The organism is Streptomyces sp. NPDC043427, from assembly GCF_056436655.1.
On the sequence record NZ_JBWKCC010000010.1, the window covers coordinates 223,143 to 239,590 of the forward strand.

General features: G+C 72.8%; 12 protein-coding genes. 6 read left to right on the forward strand and 6 right to left on the reverse strand.

The features are described from left to right. The first annotated feature begins 17 nt into the window (after positions 1-17). Positions 18-365 carry a DUF6204 family protein gene (locus tag AC067M_RS19345; protein WP_478698196.1) on the forward strand — a complete coding sequence of 116 codons (348 nt, stop codon included), beginning with the start codon at positions 18-20 and terminating at the stop codon, positions 363-365. Here the strand turns inward: AC067M_RS19345 and AC067M_RS19350 are convergent. Genes AC067M_RS19350 through AC067M_RS19370 form a run of 5 tightly spaced genes read right to left on the reverse strand, consistent with a single transcriptional unit; the run spans position 343 to position 6,044 of the window. Next, positions 343-927: a GNAT family N-acetyltransferase gene (locus tag AC067M_RS19350; protein ID WP_478698197.1), complete on the reverse strand. Its 585-nt coding sequence runs from the start codon at positions 925-927 to the stop codon at positions 343-345. The genes AC067M_RS19345 and AC067M_RS19350 overlap by 23 nt on opposite strands. 38 nt (positions 928-965) lie before the next feature. Then, on the reverse strand, positions 966-1,889 hold the full coding sequence (locus AC067M_RS19355) for a S66 peptidase family protein (protein ID WP_478698198.1): 924 nt from the start codon (positions 1,887-1,889) through the stop codon (positions 966-968). 52 nt (positions 1,890-1,941) lie between these two features. Beyond that, a complete protein-coding gene (locus AC067M_RS19360) occupies positions 1,942-3,897 on the reverse strand; it encodes a S9 family peptidase (RefSeq protein WP_478698199.1) in 1,956 nt (651 codons plus the stop codon). Positions 3,898-3,913: 16 nt separating this feature from the next. Continuing rightward, entirely contained in the window at positions 3,914-5,218 is a 1,305-nt protein-coding gene (locus tag AC067M_RS19365; protein ID WP_478698200.1) for a M20/M25/M40 family metallo-hydrolase, read from the reverse strand. Beyond that, positions 5,211-6,044 carry a M55 family metallopeptidase gene (locus AC067M_RS19370; RefSeq protein ID WP_478698201.1) on the reverse strand — a complete coding sequence of 278 codons (834 nt, stop codon included), beginning with the start codon at positions 6,042-6,044 and terminating at the stop codon, positions 5,211-5,213. Before AC067M_RS19370 ends, AC067M_RS19365 begins: the two co-directional genes overlap by 8 nt. Positions 6,045-6,148: 104 nt before the next feature. Here AC067M_RS19370 and AC067M_RS19375 point away from each other — a divergent pair, with 104 nt between their 5' ends. From AC067M_RS19375 to AC067M_RS19395, 5 genes are all read left to right on the forward strand, one after another. Continuing rightward, the gene (locus AC067M_RS19375; RefSeq protein WP_478698202.1) at positions 6,149-7,744 is read left to right on the forward strand and encodes a TIGR02677 family protein; all 1,596 of its coding nucleotides are present in this window, start codon (positions 6,149-6,151) and stop codon (positions 7,742-7,744) included. Beyond that, positions 7,741-8,997 (forward strand): TIGR02678 family protein, encoded by a 1,257-nt coding sequence (locus AC067M_RS19380; protein WP_478698203.1) that lies wholly within the window; start codon positions 7,741-7,743, stop codon positions 8,995-8,997. The genes AC067M_RS19375 and AC067M_RS19380 overlap by 4 nt, the downstream gene beginning before the upstream one ends. Then, on the forward strand, positions 8,997-13,052 hold the full coding sequence (locus tag AC067M_RS19385) for a TIGR02680 family protein (RefSeq protein ID WP_478698204.1): 4,056 nt from the start codon (positions 8,997-8,999) through the stop codon (positions 13,050-13,052). The genes AC067M_RS19380 and AC067M_RS19385 overlap by 1 nt, the downstream gene beginning before the upstream one ends. Then, positions 13,049-14,311 carry a TIGR02679 family protein gene (locus AC067M_RS19390; RefSeq protein ID WP_478698205.1) on the forward strand — a complete coding sequence of 421 codons (1,263 nt, stop codon included), beginning with the start codon at positions 13,049-13,051 and terminating at the stop codon, positions 14,309-14,311. Before AC067M_RS19385 ends, AC067M_RS19390 begins: the two co-directional genes overlap by 4 nt. Positions 14,312-14,453: 142 nt before the next feature. Beyond that, entirely contained in the window at positions 14,454-15,701 is a 1,248-nt protein-coding gene (locus tag AC067M_RS19395; RefSeq protein WP_478698206.1) for an ABC transporter substrate-binding protein, read from the forward strand. 5 nt (positions 15,702-15,706) lie between these two features. Here AC067M_RS19395 and AC067M_RS19400 read toward each other — a convergent pair whose 3' ends face one another. Beyond that, a complete protein-coding gene (locus AC067M_RS19400; protein ID WP_478698207.1) occupies positions 15,707-16,447 on the reverse strand; it encodes an ABC transporter ATP-binding protein in 741 nt (246 codons plus the stop codon). Between the last annotated feature and the right edge of the window lies 1 nt (position 16,448).

Genomic DNA, 16,448 nt, shown 5'->3' on the forward strand with positions numbered 1-16,448 from the left:
GCACGGAGGACGGACACGTGAGCGAGCGGCACACCTACCGGGTGATCGTCCGGGGGACCTGGGACGGCCTCACCGAACAGGCCCGCGCCCGGCTGCTCGCCGAGGCCGGCGACCACGGGCTGACCAGCATGCGGTTCACCGAGGAGGGCTCGCTGTCGTACGAGCCGTCGCCGCTGAAGCACTTCTCGATGCGGTACGTCGTCGTGTCGGACGCGGCGGACGGCGAGGAGATGGCCGCCGCGATCGCTGAGGACCGGGCCGAGACCACCCTGAAGGGGCTCGGGTACGGCTTCGGCGAGCTGAAGTCGACCGTCACCGACCTCGACACCATGAAGATCAACTTCAAGCCCGCATCTCGGCGGTGACGGCCCACCGCTCGTGGTCCCGCCAGGCACCGTCGATCCAGAGCATGTTCGGCGAGTAGCCCTCCAGCCGGAAACCGCACGAGCGGGCGAGGGCGATCGAGCCCGCGTTGCCGGGCTGCACGTTGATCTCCAGCCGGTGCAGCCGCATCGGCCCGAACGCGTACCCCACCACGAGGTCGAGCCCCTCGCGCATCAGTCCCCGCCCGGCGGCGTGCGCGAAGGCTCCGTAACCGAGGGCCCCGCTGAGGAAGGCACCCTCGACGATGTTGTTGATGTTGACGAAACCGGCGATGGCCCCGGCGACGGCCCCGCCGCCGTCCTCACTCGCGTCCTCACCCGCACCCTTCTCGCACACGAGGAACCCCGCCTTCGTCGGGTCCTCGATCAGCCGTCCCGCGTAGGCGGCGTACGCGGAGGCGGTGTCCGGCGGGAAGAGCCACGGCCGGTGCAGGTCCCTGCTCTCACGGGCACGGGCGACGAACTCGGCGCCGTCCTCGTAGGTGAAGTGGCGTATGCCCACGCGGGGGCCCTCGGCGAGGTAACGGGAGGCGATGTGCGGCATCCGGCCACCCTACGGCGAACCTGTCACGGTCCTCGGGCTCACCGCAGCGCCGGTTCGTCGAGTGTGACCGTGCCCGCCTCCGCGTCCAGTTCCGCGGCGACCCCGAAAGGGATCGTGAGCGCCCCTTCACAGTGCCCGAAGCCGAACTCCTCGACGACGGGGACGCCCAGTCCACCGAGCCGCTCGGACAGCAGGGCGCGCACCCGGTCGTACGGGCCGCACTGCTCCCACGAGCCGAGCAGCACGCCCCGCACCCCCTCCAGCCAGCCCGCGCGCAGGAGTTGGGTGAGATAACGGTCCAGGCGGTACGTCTCCTCGCCCACGTCCTCCAGGCAGAGCAGGCCGCCGTCCGCCGAGGCACGGGCGTGCGGGGTGCCCCGTTCGGCGGCGAGCAGGCACAGACAGCCGCCGAGGAGGACGCCCCGCGCCCGGCCGGGCACCAGGGCTCGGCCGCCCGAGGAGATGACCCGTACCGTCTCGGGGGCGAAGAGCGTGGCGCGCAGGTGTTCCTGGGCCCGCGCGTTCTTCAGGAAGTCGATGCCCGCCGCCATCGGGCCGTGCAGGGTGACCAGGCCGAGCCGCACGGCGAACGCCTCGTGCAGCGCGGTGACGTCGCTGAAGCCGACCAGCGCCTTCGGCCCGGCCGCCCGCATAGCGTCCCAGTCGAGCAGCTCGACGATCCGCTGCGCTCCGTATCCGCCCCGCGCGCACAGCACCGCGTCGACGGCGGGGTCGCACCAGGCGCTCTGGAGGTCGGCGGCCCGGTCGGCGTCCGTGCCCGCCAGGTACGGGAACTCGCCGTGCCGGTCGAGGACATGGGGTGCCACGACCGGGTCGAGGTCCCAGCCGCGCAGCACGTCGAGCCCCGCCTGCAGTCGCTCCTCGGGCACGGGCCCGCTGGGCGCGACGACGGCGACCCGGGCGCCGGGGGCGAGTCGGGGCGGGCGGACGAGTTCCTTCACCTGGTTTCCTTCATCTGGGTGCCTTCATCTGGGTGCCTTCATCTGGGTGCCTTCACGTGGTCAGCTCCAGCGTCGGGACGCCGGGCGGGTTGAGCCCGAACACCTGGGCGTACAGCGAGAGTTCGGCCTCCAGTGCGCGCACCATGGTCTCGGCGCGCCGGAAGCCGTGGCCCTCTCCTTCGAAGGCGAGGTAGGCGTGCGGCACGCCCCGCCCGGACAGGCGGTCGAGGAACCGGTCGCACTGGGCGGGCGGGCAGATGACGTCGTCCAGACCCTGGAGCAGCAGGAAGGGCGCGGTGACACCGTCGGCGTGCTCGACGGGCGAGCGCTCGGCGTACCGTCCGGGCACCAGGTCGGGCGGTCCGACCAGGGTGTCCAGATAGCGCGACTCGAAGTCGTGGGTGCCTCCCGCGGCCCAGTCGGCCAGGTCGAGGACCGGATAGATGATCGTGCCGCAGGCGTAGACGTCGGTCGTGACGAGGGAGGCCGCCGCGGTCCAGCCGCCCGCGCTGCCGCCGCGGATCGCGAGCCGGGCCCGGTCGGCGGTGCCCTCGTCGGCGAGGGCGAGCGCGACGGCCGCGCAGTCCTCGACGTCGACGACGCCCCACTGCTCCCGCAGTTGGTCCCGGTAGGCGCGGCCGTGCCCGGTGGAGCCGCCGTAGTTGACCTCGGCGACGCCGATCCCGCGCGAGGTGAAGTAGGCGATCTCCAGGTCGAGGACGAGCGGCGCACGGCTGGTGGGTCCGCCGTGAGCCCACACGACGTACGGCGGCAGCTCGTTACTGGGCGCCGCGCAACCCGGGTGGTGGGGCGGGTAGACGTGGGCGTGGATCTCGCGTCCGGCGGGTCCGGTGAAGGTGCGGATCTGCGGCTCGGGGTAGTACACCGGGTCGACGGCGTCGTCGTGCGCGGCCCCGATGACACGGGCATGGCCGGTGCGGGCGTCGAGCTCCACCACCTCGTACCCGCTGCGCGGACCGGCTCCGACGGCGAGGACCCTGTCCCCGTGCGCCGCGAGGGCGGGCGCGAACTCGGTCCAGGGGCCCGCCGCGTCGACGACCTCGCCGGTCTCCGGGTCGAGGATGCCGAGCGCGGTGGCACCGCGGCCGTGCACGACGGCGACCAGTCCGCCCGCCAGCGGCGCGAACCAGCGGTGCCCGAGCTTCCACAGTGGCCCGCCGAACTCCTCCTCGCGGGGGCACACCGGCTCGTGGTCACGGTAGAGGTTCCACCAGCCCGTACGGTCGGCCGCGTACAGGAGACGGCCGTCCGCCGACCAGTCGACCTGCGCGACGGACTCCTGCGGCCCGCCGGCCACCGTGCGCGGCTCGCGCAGCCGGCCGTCCTCCGCCACCTCGGCGACGACCAGCTCCGTGCCGTCCCACGGCATGCGCGGATGGTCCCAGGCGAGCCAGGCTGCCCGCCGCCCGTCCGGCGAGAGCCGCACCCCGGTGACGAACCGGTGCCGGTCGTCGGTGAGTTCGCGTACGGCGTCCCGTTCCCCCGCGGCCGACCCGTCCAGCGGGACCGCTGCGACGACCCGGCGTACGTCGGTGGGGCCGTCGCCGGTGAACTCCTCCAGCACACACCACACTTCACCGAGCTCGGGGCGCAGCAGCGGCTCCGCCCAGCGCAGTCCGCCACCCACCGGTGAGACGGGGGTGAGGGGTTGGGGCTCGCCACCGACTTCGTACCGGTACAGCCGCTGGTCGGCGTGGTTCACGAACACCACGAGCGGCCGGCCGTCGTCCCGCACGGCGCCGGCCCAGGGGTGCCCGCCGTATTCGATGACGCGGCTGCGCACGTTCCACGGGGCGGGCAACACCGACTCCTCGCTGCCGTCCGCGCGTCGCCGTACGAGGGTGCGGCGGCCGCCCTCCGTCGGCCGCGGTGCGGTCCACCATGCCTCGTCACCGACGAAGCCGACGTACTCGGGTTGCCCGTCGTGCGCGGCGGCGAGGGCCGCGTCGATGGGCGAGGGCCACGAACCGTACGCCAGGGTCTGCACGTTCTCCCCGCTCCCCTCAGGCCGTCCGCAGGAAGCGGTCGAGGACGTCGACGCCGAAGTGGAGCGCCTCGACGGGGACGCGCTCGTCTACGCCGTGGAAGAGGGCCTGGTAGTCGTAACCCTCCGGGAGCTTCAGCGGGGCGAACCCGTAGCCGGTGATGCCGAGTTGGGAGAACTGCTTGGCGTCGGTGCCGCCGGACATGCAGTACGGCACGACGTGCCCCTCGGGCGCGAACTCCTGGACGGCGGCTCTCATCTTGGCGTAGAGGGGAGCGTCGACCGGTGCCTGGAGGGCGACCGAGTGATGGCGGAACTCCCAGTCGACGTCGGGGCCGGTGAGTTCGTCGAGGGTCGCGCGGAATTCGTCCTCGGCGCCCCAGAGGTACCGTCCGTCGACGTACGCGACGGCCTCCCCCGGGATCACGTTGAGCTTGTAACCGGCCTCCAGCATGGTCGGGTTGGCGCTGTTGCGGACCGTCGCCTCGACGAGGGAGGCCGCCGGGCCGAGCTTGCTCAGCAGTGCGTCGACGTCGTCGAGGCCGCCGTCGATGCCGTAGAGCGCGGCGAGTTCGGTGAGTGCGGCGCTGACGGTCGGAGTGAGCCGCAGCGGCCACTCGTACGCGCCGATACGGGTGACGGCGGCGGCCAGCCGCGTCACGGCGTTCTCCCGGTTCACCTTCGAGCCGTGCCCGGCGCGCCCGCGCGCGGTCAGCTTCAGCCAGCCGGTGCCGCGCTCCCCCGCCGCGATGGGATAGATCTCGCGCCCGGCACCGTCGTGGAAGGTGAACGCGCCGGACTCGCCGATCGCCTCCGTACAGCCCTCGAACAGTTCCGCGTGCCGGTCGGCGAGGAATTGGGCGCCGTCCTCGGCGCTGGCCTCCTCGTCGGCGGTGAAGGCGAGGACGAGGTCACGCCGAGGTCGCACGCCCTGCCGCGCCCAGGCGCGCACCACGGCCAGGATCATGGCGTCCATGTTCTTCATGTCGACCGCGCCCCGGCCCCACACCACCCCGTCACGGACCTCCCCGGAGAACGGGTCCACGCTCCAGTCCCCGGCCTCCGCGGGCACCACGTCGAGGTGACCGTGCACCAACAACGCCGCCGCCGAGGGATCGGTCCCCTCGATCCGGGCGACGACGTTGGTCCGCCCCGGGACGCGCTCGAGGAGCGTCGGCTCCACCCCCGCCTCGGCCAGCCACTCGGCCGCGTACTCGGCTGCGGGCCGCTCCCGGCAGTCCCCGCCGCCCCGGTTGCTGGTGTCGATGCGAATGAGCTCCGAGGTGAACCGGACGACCTCGTCCCTCGCCTGTGCGTCAGCCATACTCCTCCTCCACCGCCGCCGCCACTATCGTGGTGACCGCCTTGAACGTGCGGATCCCCTCGTACATGGTGCCGCTGGTGTACGCCACCTTCCGCTCCCCGACGCGACCCACGCCCGGCACGACGGTCGCGGCCAGCGCCAGATGCTCCGCGTCGAACTCCACGGCAACCGTGAACGGCCCGCCCCGCACCGACTCATGACGCACCGCCAGATCGGTCGCCGCCTTCGCCGCCGCCCGGATGTCCGCGGCGGTCCGGGCCGGCGTCCGGCACACGGCCGCGTACCGCGACACATGGTCCTTGACCGCCACCTTCAACGCCTCCGGCGCATACCCGAGCGCGTCCTCGCAGGCCACGTCGTCCCCGGTCACCAGCACCACCGGCACCCCGTACTCGGCCACGACCCGCGCGTTCAGCAGGCCCTCACTCGCCCGTACGTCGTTCAGCCACACCCCGGTGATGGAGTTCGCGAGGTAGGTGTGCGCGAGCACGCCCTCCATCCCGGCACCCGCGTGGTACCCCACAAACGCGATGCCATCCACGTCACCGTGCTGCACACCCTCCACCATGGACAGCGACTTGTGCCGCCCGGTCAGCATCTCCACCCGCTCGTCCAGCTGCTCCAGCAACAGGTTCCGCATCGTCCAGTGCGCCTCATTGACGAGCACCGCATCCGCACCACCGTCGAAGAACCCCAGCACCGCGGCATTCACATCCGACGTGAACATCCCCCGACACCGCTCCCACTGCGCCGTCCCCGGCAACACGTCGGCCGGCCAGGTGACGCCGGTGGCGCCCTCCATGTCGGCGCTGATGAGGATCTTCATGAGACGTCACGTTACGCGCCGCCGGGTGGGCCTGCCACGAAAAGGCGGGGCGGCCGCGGATGCACCCGTATGTGTCGGAGCCTCCCCGTACCCTGGTCGGAGTCATGAGCGAGACGGGGGGCGGCGAGAGCGGAGTGGAGCAGGTACTGCGGGTTCCGGCCGACATGTTCCGGTTCACGACGGGTGAGCGGGCGCCGCTGTACAGCGCGATCCTGCACGCCTTCGGGGAGGCGAACGAGCGACTGGTGACCGCCTTGTCCCTGGACGAGATACGCGAGTGGCTGCGCGGCCTGGGCTGGTTCGACGCGCTCACCGATGACGACCTGGTGGCGGCGCTGCGGCAGTTGCGGGAGTGGCGCCTGCTGGACGCCGTACAGAACCACGCGGGGAACTACCGCACGGCGGAGGAATACGAGCGGCGGAACCTGCAGTATTCCCTGACCCGCCACGGCGAGGCCGCTTTCGCCGGAGTGCAGCACACGCTGGCCGTTCTCGCCTCGTCCGGCGCCCTCCAGACAGCGGTCCTGGACGCGATCGCCGACCGGCTGCACGCCCTGGCCGCGCTGCTGGCGGATCCCGCCTCGGCCGACCGGCGGCTCTTCACCACGGTCCAGGAGCTGGAAGGGCACCTCGAAGCCCTTCGCTCCAACACCAAGCAGTTCAACGGTGAACTGCAGCGTCTGCTGCACACCGACGGCGTGGATCTGACGGTCTTCCGCGAGGTCAAGGCCGCGACGGTGGCATATCTGCAGGAGTTCCTCAGCCACCTCGACCAGCGCGCGCACACCATCGCGGGCGCCGTGTCGCGCATCGAGGAACTGGGCGTCGCCGGGTTGCACGAGCGAGCCCTGGCCGGCGCCGAGCTGCCGCCACAGGCGGGCGGCGATCCGGCACCCGCGTGGCTGCAGGCCCGGCGGGCCCGCTGGGAGGGGCTGCGTGCCTGGTTCCTGCCCGAGGACGGTGCGCCGGCCCGGGTGGAGCAGCTGCACCACGTGGCGCGCCGGGCGATCGTGACGCTGCTGCAGGTCCTGGACCGGATCAACCAGGCCCGGCTCAGGTCGTCGAGTGCCGCGGAGGATTTCCGGGAGCTGGCGCGCTGGTTCGCGCTCGCCCCGTCGGACGAGGCCCTGCACGGGTTGTGGGCGACGGCGTTCGGGCTCGGCTCCGCCCGTCACGCCCACCTCGTCCACCCCGACCCCGAGGTCGTGCCGGCGTCGGTGAGCTGGGGCGAGGCCCCACCGGTGGAGGTGTCGGTGCTGCTGCGTTCGAGCGGGCGTACGGAGCGGTTCACACGCACCGGCCGGGTGCGCGACGTGACGGCGGTGAAGGCCGCCCGTGCCGAGCGGGCGTGTGCCGAGCGGGCGGAGTTGGAGGCGGCCTGGGACCTGCTGCGCACCTCCGCCCCGGTACGGCTGTCGCACTTCGCGGAGCTCGACCACCGTGTGTTCGAGCGACTGCTGGACCTGCTGGGCCGGGCACTTGCGGTGCGCCCCGACACGGCGGGGCTACGGCGCGCGATCACCGGGGACGGCCGCGTGGAGGTGCTGCTGCACCCGCCGGACGGGGCGGGGCAGGCGGTGCTGAGCACGGCGCACGGACGCCTGACGGCCCCGGACTACGTCGTCGAGATCCGTCCGGCGGGCGGGACAGCGCAACGGAAGCCCGGCAGCGGTCCTCATCAGGAGCGGCAGGCCGGATGAGCAACCTCGCCAACCAACTGGTCGTCGCCGAGCGCGAGGAGGTGGCGCGCGGCATCCGTACCCTGCTGACCCGTCCCCTGCTGACCGAGAAGGACGACCCGGCCGCGTTCGACCTGGTGCGCCGCCGTCGTGAGCCGCTCACCCGGTGGTTCGACTACACGCTGGGCTGGCCGCTGGAGGTCGAGGTGCGCCAGGGATACGCCCGCCTGTCGAAGGTCCGCACGTACGGCACCGCGACCGACGGGGACCGTCCGGCGCGCCGCCTGCGCGCGGGCCGCGCGCCACTGGACCGCCGCCGCTACGTCCTGCTGTGTGTCACCTGCGCCGAACTGCTGTCGGTGCCGGTGACGACCGTGGGCCTGCTGGCCGACCGGGTGGCGCGGGCCGTGGCCGCCGACGAGGCGCTGCCCGCGTTCGACACCGCGCAGCGCGCCGAGCGGACGGCGTTCGTCGACGTCCTGCGCCTGTTGGAGTCGTACGGGGTGGTCACGGTACTCGACGGCGCGACCGAGTCGTACGCGGAGTCGGCCGACGCGAAGGTGCTGTACCGCGTGCAGTCCGGGCTGCTGATGCGTCTGCTGGCGGCGCCGGGAAGCCCGTCCCGGATCTCCGCCACCGTCGAAACCGCGCCCGAGGCCGCCCCCGCCCGCTTCGGAGAGCTGCTGGCAGCGCTCACGAAGGAGCGGCGCTACGGCACCGGGGAGGACGGGGCGTCGGCGGCACAGCACACGCTGTGGCTGCGGCACACGGTGCTGCGCCGGCTCTTCGACGATCCCGTGGTGTACCGGGACGAGCTGAGCGGGGCGCAGCTCGGTTATCTGTCCTCACTGACGGGGCGGCAGGTCATGCGGCGTGCCGCCGAGCAGGCGGGGTTCGTCCTGGAGGAGCGCGCCGAGGGCTGGCTGCTCGCCGACCCGGAGGCCGTCGCCACGGACGAGAAGTTCCCGGACGACTCCTCCCACGCCAAGGTCGCCGCGCTGCTCCTGCTCGACTCGGTCACCGAGGTGCCCGACGGCTGTTCCGTCGCACGGCTGGCCGCCGACGCGGAGGGGCTGCTGGCCCGCTTCCCCGGCTGGGGCAAGGCCTATCGCTCCGAGGACGGCGCCGTACGGCTGGCGGAGGACGCCCTACGGATCCTGGTCCGGTTCGGCCTGGTGCGCCGCGTCGACGACTGGGTCAAGGCCCGCCCCGCCGCGGCCCGCTACCGGGTGTCGGGCGTCGGCCGGCGCCAGGAGCGGGAAGGAGACGCGTGATGACGGTGACCGAGCTGACGGGGATCCCGGAGCCACGCGGAGAGGACGCGGGGCGCTGGCGCCCCACACGGGCCGGTGTCCTCAACGTATGGCGGTACTACGACGAGGTGTTCACCTTCCACAGCGGACGGCTGCTGCTGCGCGGGCCCAACGGCACGGGCAAGTCGAAGGCGCTGGAGCTGCTGCTGCCCTTCCTGTTCGACGCGAGCCTCAAACCGCACCGGCTCTCCACGTTCGGCGGCAGCGAGCGCACCATGCACTGGAACCTCATGGGCGAGGGCGCCACCGGTGTCACCCGCGTCGGCTACGTGTGGCTGGAGTTCCGTGCGGACCGCGGCGACGACACGCAGTGGTTCACCATCGGCGCGCGGCTCCAGGCCACGTCCCGTACGACATCGGTGGGGGCCGACTTCTTCACGGTACGAGCCCGTGTCGGCCAGGAGGACGGGCCGGCGCTCGTGGGCGAGGCGGGGCAGCCGCTGACCGTCGCCGCGTTGAAGGAGGCGCTGGCCGGACGGGGCGAGGTGCACGACACGGCCACCGACTACCGGGCGGCGGTGCGCCAGACCCTGTTCCCGGGACTGTCCGAGCAGCGGTACGACGCGCTGATCACGGCGCTGCTGCAACTGCGCACGCCGAAGCTGTCCGAACGGCTCGATCCGTCGCTGCTGTCAACGCTGCTCTCCCGTGCCCTGCCGCCGCTGGACCGTGACGAGATCTCGGAACTGGCGGACGGCTTCGAGCGGTTGGACCGGCAGCGCGAGGAACTGGCCGACATGGATGAGCGGGTGGAGGCCGCGGGCAAGCTGGCCGAGCGGCAGCGCACGTACGCGCAACGCGTCCTGCGGGCCCGCGCTGCCGACCTGATCTCCGCCACCACGGAGATGGACAATCTCACCCGCGCCGCCCGCGAGACCGAAGAGGCGTACGAACGCGCGGCCGGCGAACGTGCCGCTGCCGAGCGGCAGTCGGTCGAGTGCCAGGAGCTGGCCGCAGAGCTGCGGTCCCGGATCGAGGTGCTGACCGACTCCGAGGAGTACCGCCAGGGACGACAGCTGGACCGGCTGCGCCGCCAGGTGGGCGAGGCCCGTTCCACGGCCGAGGACCGGCGCACCGTGGCGGACGCGGCACGCGCCGAGGTGGAGGAGGAGGGGCGGCGGGCGCTCGCGGCCCGCGAGGAGGCCGACGCTCAGCGAGGACGGACCCGGACCGCCGAGGACGAGGCCTGGCAGGCCGGGCGGGCGGCCGGTCTCACGGCGGCGTGCGCCGAGACGGCGGCGGCGCTCGCGGACGGCGGGGAGAACCGGGCCCGGCAGCTGGTCTCCGGCGCGGTTCGTGGCCGGCTCGGCCAGATCGCCGAGGTGCGCAGCGCCGTGGACACCCACCGGGGCGCGGTGCGTGCGCGGACGGCGGCCGAGGAGGTCCTGGAGCTGGCGCGGGCGGCGCAGGCCGAGGCGGGCGAACGGTGCGAGGAGACGTCCGGGGTCTACGAGGAGGCGGTCCGGGCGCAGGCCGCCCGGCTTCGGGAGTGGGCGCTCGGCTGTGTCGAGCTGCGCTTCGCTCCCGAAGCCCTCCAGGAGCTGGCGGAACGGGCGGACTCCGAGTCCGAGGTACTGGCGGTCACGGAAGCGGCGGCACGGTCCGTCGAACGGGAGCTGACCACCGCCGAGACCATGACCGGGCAGCGCCGCCAGGCGCTCACCGCCGAGCGGGCACGGGCGGCCGAGGAGGTGGCCCGCCTGGAAGGTACGCCCGATCTGCCGCCCGAGCCGCCGCGTACGCGTACCGCCGACCGCACCGCGCTGCACGGGGCACCGCTGTGGCGGCTGGTCGCCTTCCACGACACCGTGCCCGCCGCTGAACAGGCCGCCGTGGAGGCCGCGTTGGAGGCATCGGGACTGCTCGACGCCTGGGTGGGCCCGTTCGCCGGGCTGGTGGCCGCCGGACACGACACGTTGGCGGAGGCGGAGTGGTCCGCCGCGCCCCCGGGCGGCCGCGATCTCACCGATGTCCTTCGGCCGGAGCCCGGTGCTCCCGTACCGGCCGAGCGCATCGAGCGGCTGCTGGCGTCGATCGCGTACGGCGCCACGCTCCCCATCGGCCCGGCGGCCGCCGTCGCTGCGGACGGCACCTGGCGGCTCGCCGCCGCGACCGGCAGCTGGGCCAAGCCCGAGTCCGCCCATATCGGCGCCTCGGCGCGCGAGCGCACCCGCCGTCGACGCATCGAGGAACTGGCCTCGCAAATAAGTGAGTTGGACGCGGAGATCCATGTCTGCGACTCCGAACTCGCGCTGCTCGACGACCGCCGCCGCGCCCTGGACCTGGAGCGGCACGGACGACCGGACCACGCCCCGGTGGCTGCCGCCCGCCGCGCCCTGGACCGGGCCGAGGCGGACGTCGCGGCCCGCGGCGACGCCGTCCACACCGCGGCGGCGACTCTCGCCGCGCGCGAGGGCGAGGTGACGAGGGCGCTGCGTGCTCTGGACTCCCTCGCCGCGGAGCACGGTCTGCCGACCGACGCGAAGGCCCTGGACCGACTCGCCGATCACACCGAGACGCTGCGCGAGGCGGCCGGCCAGTGGCTGCTGGCCTCCGTGCGACTCACCACCGCGTCGCACACCGCGGCCGAGGCCGAAGAGCGTGCCGCCCGTGCGGGCCGGACCGCCGAGGAGCGCGAGGCGTGGGCCCGGGAAGCGGACGCCGAGGTGCGCTCGCTCACCGCCGCCCTGGAGGAGGCCGAGCACACCGCGGGCGCCCCGTACCAGGACGTCCTCACCCGCATCGAGGAACTGCGCGCCGAGGTCCGCGTCGCCGACCGCACCGCACGACAACTGAACGAGGCCCTGCTCGAACTGGCCTCTCGCATCGGCTCGTTGGACAGTCGACGCGCCACCGCGGCGAAGGACCGGGACGCGGCGCTCACCGTCCGCGACACGGCCGCCGAACGGCTGCGCCGTTGTGTCGCGCTCGGCCTGGCCGACGACGCCGGCGCGGACGGAGTCCGGCTGCCCGCGGACGCGAGGGTGACAGCCACACTGGAGGCCGCACGGGCCATCGCCGCACGCTGGCCCGGCGTACCGCACTCCGCCAAGAACATCGCCGACGCTCTGGAGCGGCTCGCCGAGACCCGGTACGCCACCGCCGAGACGCTCAGTGAGCGCACCGACGTCCACTTGGAGGCCGAGGAGGACCTGCACGTTCTCACCGCCTCCCTCGACGGCGCGCTCCTGGGCGCGTCCGGTCTCCTCGCCGCGCTGGCCGAGGAACGCGACCGCGGGCAGGACGACATCACCGCCGGTGAGCGCGGCCTGTTCGACCGGATCCTGACCGGGGACACCCGCCGCCACCTCGCCGCCCGCATCCGCCAGGCGAACGAACTCGTCGACGCGATGAACGCCCGCCTGGAACGGGTCCGCACCGCCTCCCGCGTCGCCGTGCAGCTGGTGTGGCAGGTCGACCCGGCGTTGCCGCCCGGCACCAGGGCCGCCCGCGACCTGCTGCTGAAGGACCCGGTGCGGCTCACCGACGCCGACCACGAGGCTCTGCACCGGTTCTTCCGCGAACGCATCGAGGAGGCCAGGACCACGCAGAGGGCGGGTAGTTGGGAGGAGCAGCTCGCGCAGGTCCTCGACTACACCGCCTGGCACCAGTTCGTGGTGCGGCTCGACCGCGGGAACGACGGCTCGGGTTGGCAGTTGCTGACGAAGAAGTTGCACGGCGCGCTCTCGGGTGGCGAGAAGGCCATCGCGCTGCACCTGCCGCTGTTCGCGGCGGTCGCCGCGCATTACCACGCGGTGCCCGAGGCGCCCCGGCTGATCCTGCTCGACGAGGTGTTCGTCGGCGTCGACGCCACCAACCGCGGGCAGGTGTTCGCCCTGCTGTGCTCCCTCGACCTCGATCTGCTCCTCACCTCCGACCACGAGTGGTGCACGTACCGCGAACTCGACGGCATCGCCGTGCACCAGCTGATCACGGACAGGGACGACGACGCGGTCACCACCGCCCGCTTCGTCTGGGACGGTCTCGGTCTGCTGCCCGACGAGGCCCCCGCATGAGCCGCCCTGCCCGACATGCCCTGGACCGGCCCGAACTGGCGCCGCTGTGGCGGGCGGTGCATGACCGACTGTCCTCCGGCCGCCCGGTGGGCCGCATCACGCTCGGGCCACTGGACCTCCCGGCCCGGGAGGCGCTCGCCGACCTGCTCGGCCTGGACCGGCTTCCCGAGGCCCGTACGACGGTGACACTGGCTCGCCTGGACGAGGTGCTGACCGAGGCCGTCGGCACCGACAGCCGCGAAGTCTGCGAGGCGATCGTCGGCCCGCTCGGCGACCGGGCGGCGGCCCGAGAGGCCGGCCGCGCCGAACGCGCCGCGCTCTGGGAATGGCTGGCCGCCCACCCCGTGATCACCGCCCAGCCCGCACTGGTCCCGTGGGCGACGCACCTGCGCCGCTCGGGTCCCGTCCGCGGATCGGTCCAGGCCACCCGCCGCCTCTTGGGCGACGCCCTGACGGTCCTCGCGGCCCTGCCCGCCCAGGGCGAACCACTGCCGGTGTTCGCCGCCGCCCACCTCGGCGACGCCCACGCCCTGGACGACGGCAGCCGCCTGGCCGGTACGGTGCTGCGCGCCTTGGCCGCCCTGCACGACACCGAACCGCCCGCCTCAGCGGCCGACCGTCGCGCCCTGTGGAACCTGGCCGGCGTCGCGGACGACGCCTTGTCCACCACGGTCCTCTCCGCGGGCCTGCGCCCCACCGGCACCGGTCCGGTGGCCCGTGCCCTGACCGCGTACGCGGACGCCGGTCACGCCACGCATCTGTCGCTGGCCCAGCTCCGCGAGCCCGGGGACCTGTTCCTGCCGACGACGGACGTGCACATCACCGAGAATCCCAGCATCCTCGCCCTTGCCCTGCGCCGCTTCGGCCCCGCCTGCCCACCCTTGGTGTGCACGGCCGGCTGGCCGAACAGCGCGGTCGTCCTGCTGCTGCGCCGGCTCGCCGCCGCGGGCGCCGCGCTGCGCCATCACGGTGACTTCGACGGCGAGGGCCTGCGCATCACCGCGCATGTCCTCGCTGCCACGGGTGCGACTCCTTGGCGCATGTCCACCGCCGACTACCGCGCGGCTCACGCCCGGTCCCCCTCGGGCCCACCGCCCGGCCGTATCACCGACGCCCCCTGGGACGCCGACCTCGCGCCCGCCCTGAAGGACCACGGCACCGCGATCCTCGAAGAACACGTGGCGGAGGCCCTTCTGGCCGACCTGGCGTCCTTCGCCGTGTCGTCGCGGTTGGTCTCGGCGCGCCGAGAAAGGTCGTAGAACAGGCGCATCTCGGCGCAGCATTTCGCAAAGCAGTAAAATATGCACTTTTCGCACCTCCGAATGAGTCCTACGCTCAATTACGGAGGCGGGCGGTGGCCGGCCTGTCGACCACCGCCGCCCGTACCGAGCGGAGGCGGAGATGAAAGCGTCGATACGGCGGTCCGCGATCTTCGCAAGCGCGGCCGCTCTGGTGGTGGCCGTCTGCGGCTCGACCGGCACGGCCCGGGCCGACCCCGGCGACGGGGAGCTCCAGTTCGGCTACGTCCTGCCGGAGACGGGACAGTTGGCCTACCTCGGCCCGCCGCAGATCGAGTCCCTGAAGTTCGCGATCCAGACGATCAACGACGCCGGTGGGGTTCTGGGCAAGCCCGTACCGGCTGTGGTGTCCAGTGACGAGGCGGGCCAGGAGGCTGTCGCGGCGCAGTCGGCCGACCGGGTCCTCGCCTCGGGCGTGGACGCGGTCATCGGCGCCGCGGCCTCCGGCATGTCCCTGGCGTTCATCGACCGGGTGACCGGAGCGGGCGTCGTGCAGTGTTCGGGGTCGAACACCGCACCCACCTTCACCGACTACGAGGACGACGGGTACTACTTCCGTACCGCCCCGAGCGACGCGTTGCAGGGGCCCATCCTGGCGGACGTCGTCCGCGACGACGGCCACGACCGGGTGGCCCTGGTCGCACGGGCGGACGACTACGGGCGCGGCCTGATGGAGAGCACCCGCAAGACGCTCGAGGACCGCGGTGCGACGGTGGCGCTCGCCGAGACGTACGACCCGAAGGCGAGCAACTTCGACCAGGTCGTACAGAAGGTCGAGAACGCAAGGCCGGACGCCGCCGTGGTGATCGCGTTCGAGGAAGGCACCCAGATCCTCCAGGGCATGATCGAATCCGGGCTCGGACCCGACCGGATCGGTGTCTACGGCGCCGACGGACTGCGCAGCGAGGAGCTGGCCTCACTGGTCTCCCCGGATCAGCCCGAGAGGCTCGCCGGGATGAAGGGGACCGCGCCGGCGTCGGCGACGAACGAGCAGTACGTGAAGGATCTGCAGAAGTTCGCGCCGAAGCTGAAGGAGCTGCAGTTCGCGCCGCAGGTGTTCGACTGCGTGACGACGATCGCGCTCGCCGCCGAGAAGGCGAAGTCCGACGACCCGGCCGAGTACGTGAAGGAGATGAACGGGATCACCAGGGACGGCCAGAAGTGCACTTCGTTCGCCGCCTGCAAGGAGCTGCTCGCCGACGGCAAGAACATCGACTACGACGGTGTGAGCGGCCCGCTCGACTTCACCGACAAGGGCGAACCCGGCCAGGCGACCATCGAGGTGTACGGCTACGACAACAAGGGACAGCTGCAGACCCTGCGCACCGAGATCAGCACGACCCAGGGCTGAGGGCGTCAACGGACACGGGCGAGCGTGCCGAGGTAGAGCTCGATCACCTTCTCGTCGTGGAGCAGTGCCGTGCCCGTGCCGGTGTGCGCGTTGCAACCCTGGTCGAGAACGTAGCCACGGTCGCAGAACTGCAGGCACCTGCGGGCGTTCTGCTCGACCATGAGCACGGCGACGCCCGCGCTGTTGATCATTCTGCACCGGTCGAAGACATGGTCCTGATGGAGCGGTGACAGGCCGGCCGACGGCTCGTCGAGGAGCATCAGCTGCGGCTGTGTCATCAGGGCGCGGGCCATTGCGAGCATCTGGCGTTCGCCGCCGGACATCGCGCCGGCCTTCTGCTTCCGGCGGTCGGCCAGCACGGGGAAGAGTTCCTGCACCGCCGCGACCCGCCGCGCGTACTCCCTGGGCCGCAGATAGGCGCCCATCCGCAGGTTCTCCTCGACGGTCAGCGTGGGGAAGACGTTCTGCAGTTGCGGTACGTAGCCCACGCCCCGCCGGACCAGTTCGTGCGCGGGCCGGTTGGTGACGTCATCACCGCGCAGCCGCACGGTGCCACCGCGCACCCGCAGCAGCCCGAAGACGGCCTTGACGAGCGTCGACTTCCCGGCGCCGTTGGGGCCGATCACACCGACCACCTCGCCGGGCCGTACCTCGATGGTGCATCCGCGCAGCACGTCCACGCCGGGGACGTAACCGGCGACGATGTCGTCGGCCGCCAGCACCGGCTGCTGCTCTTCGGCGGACACG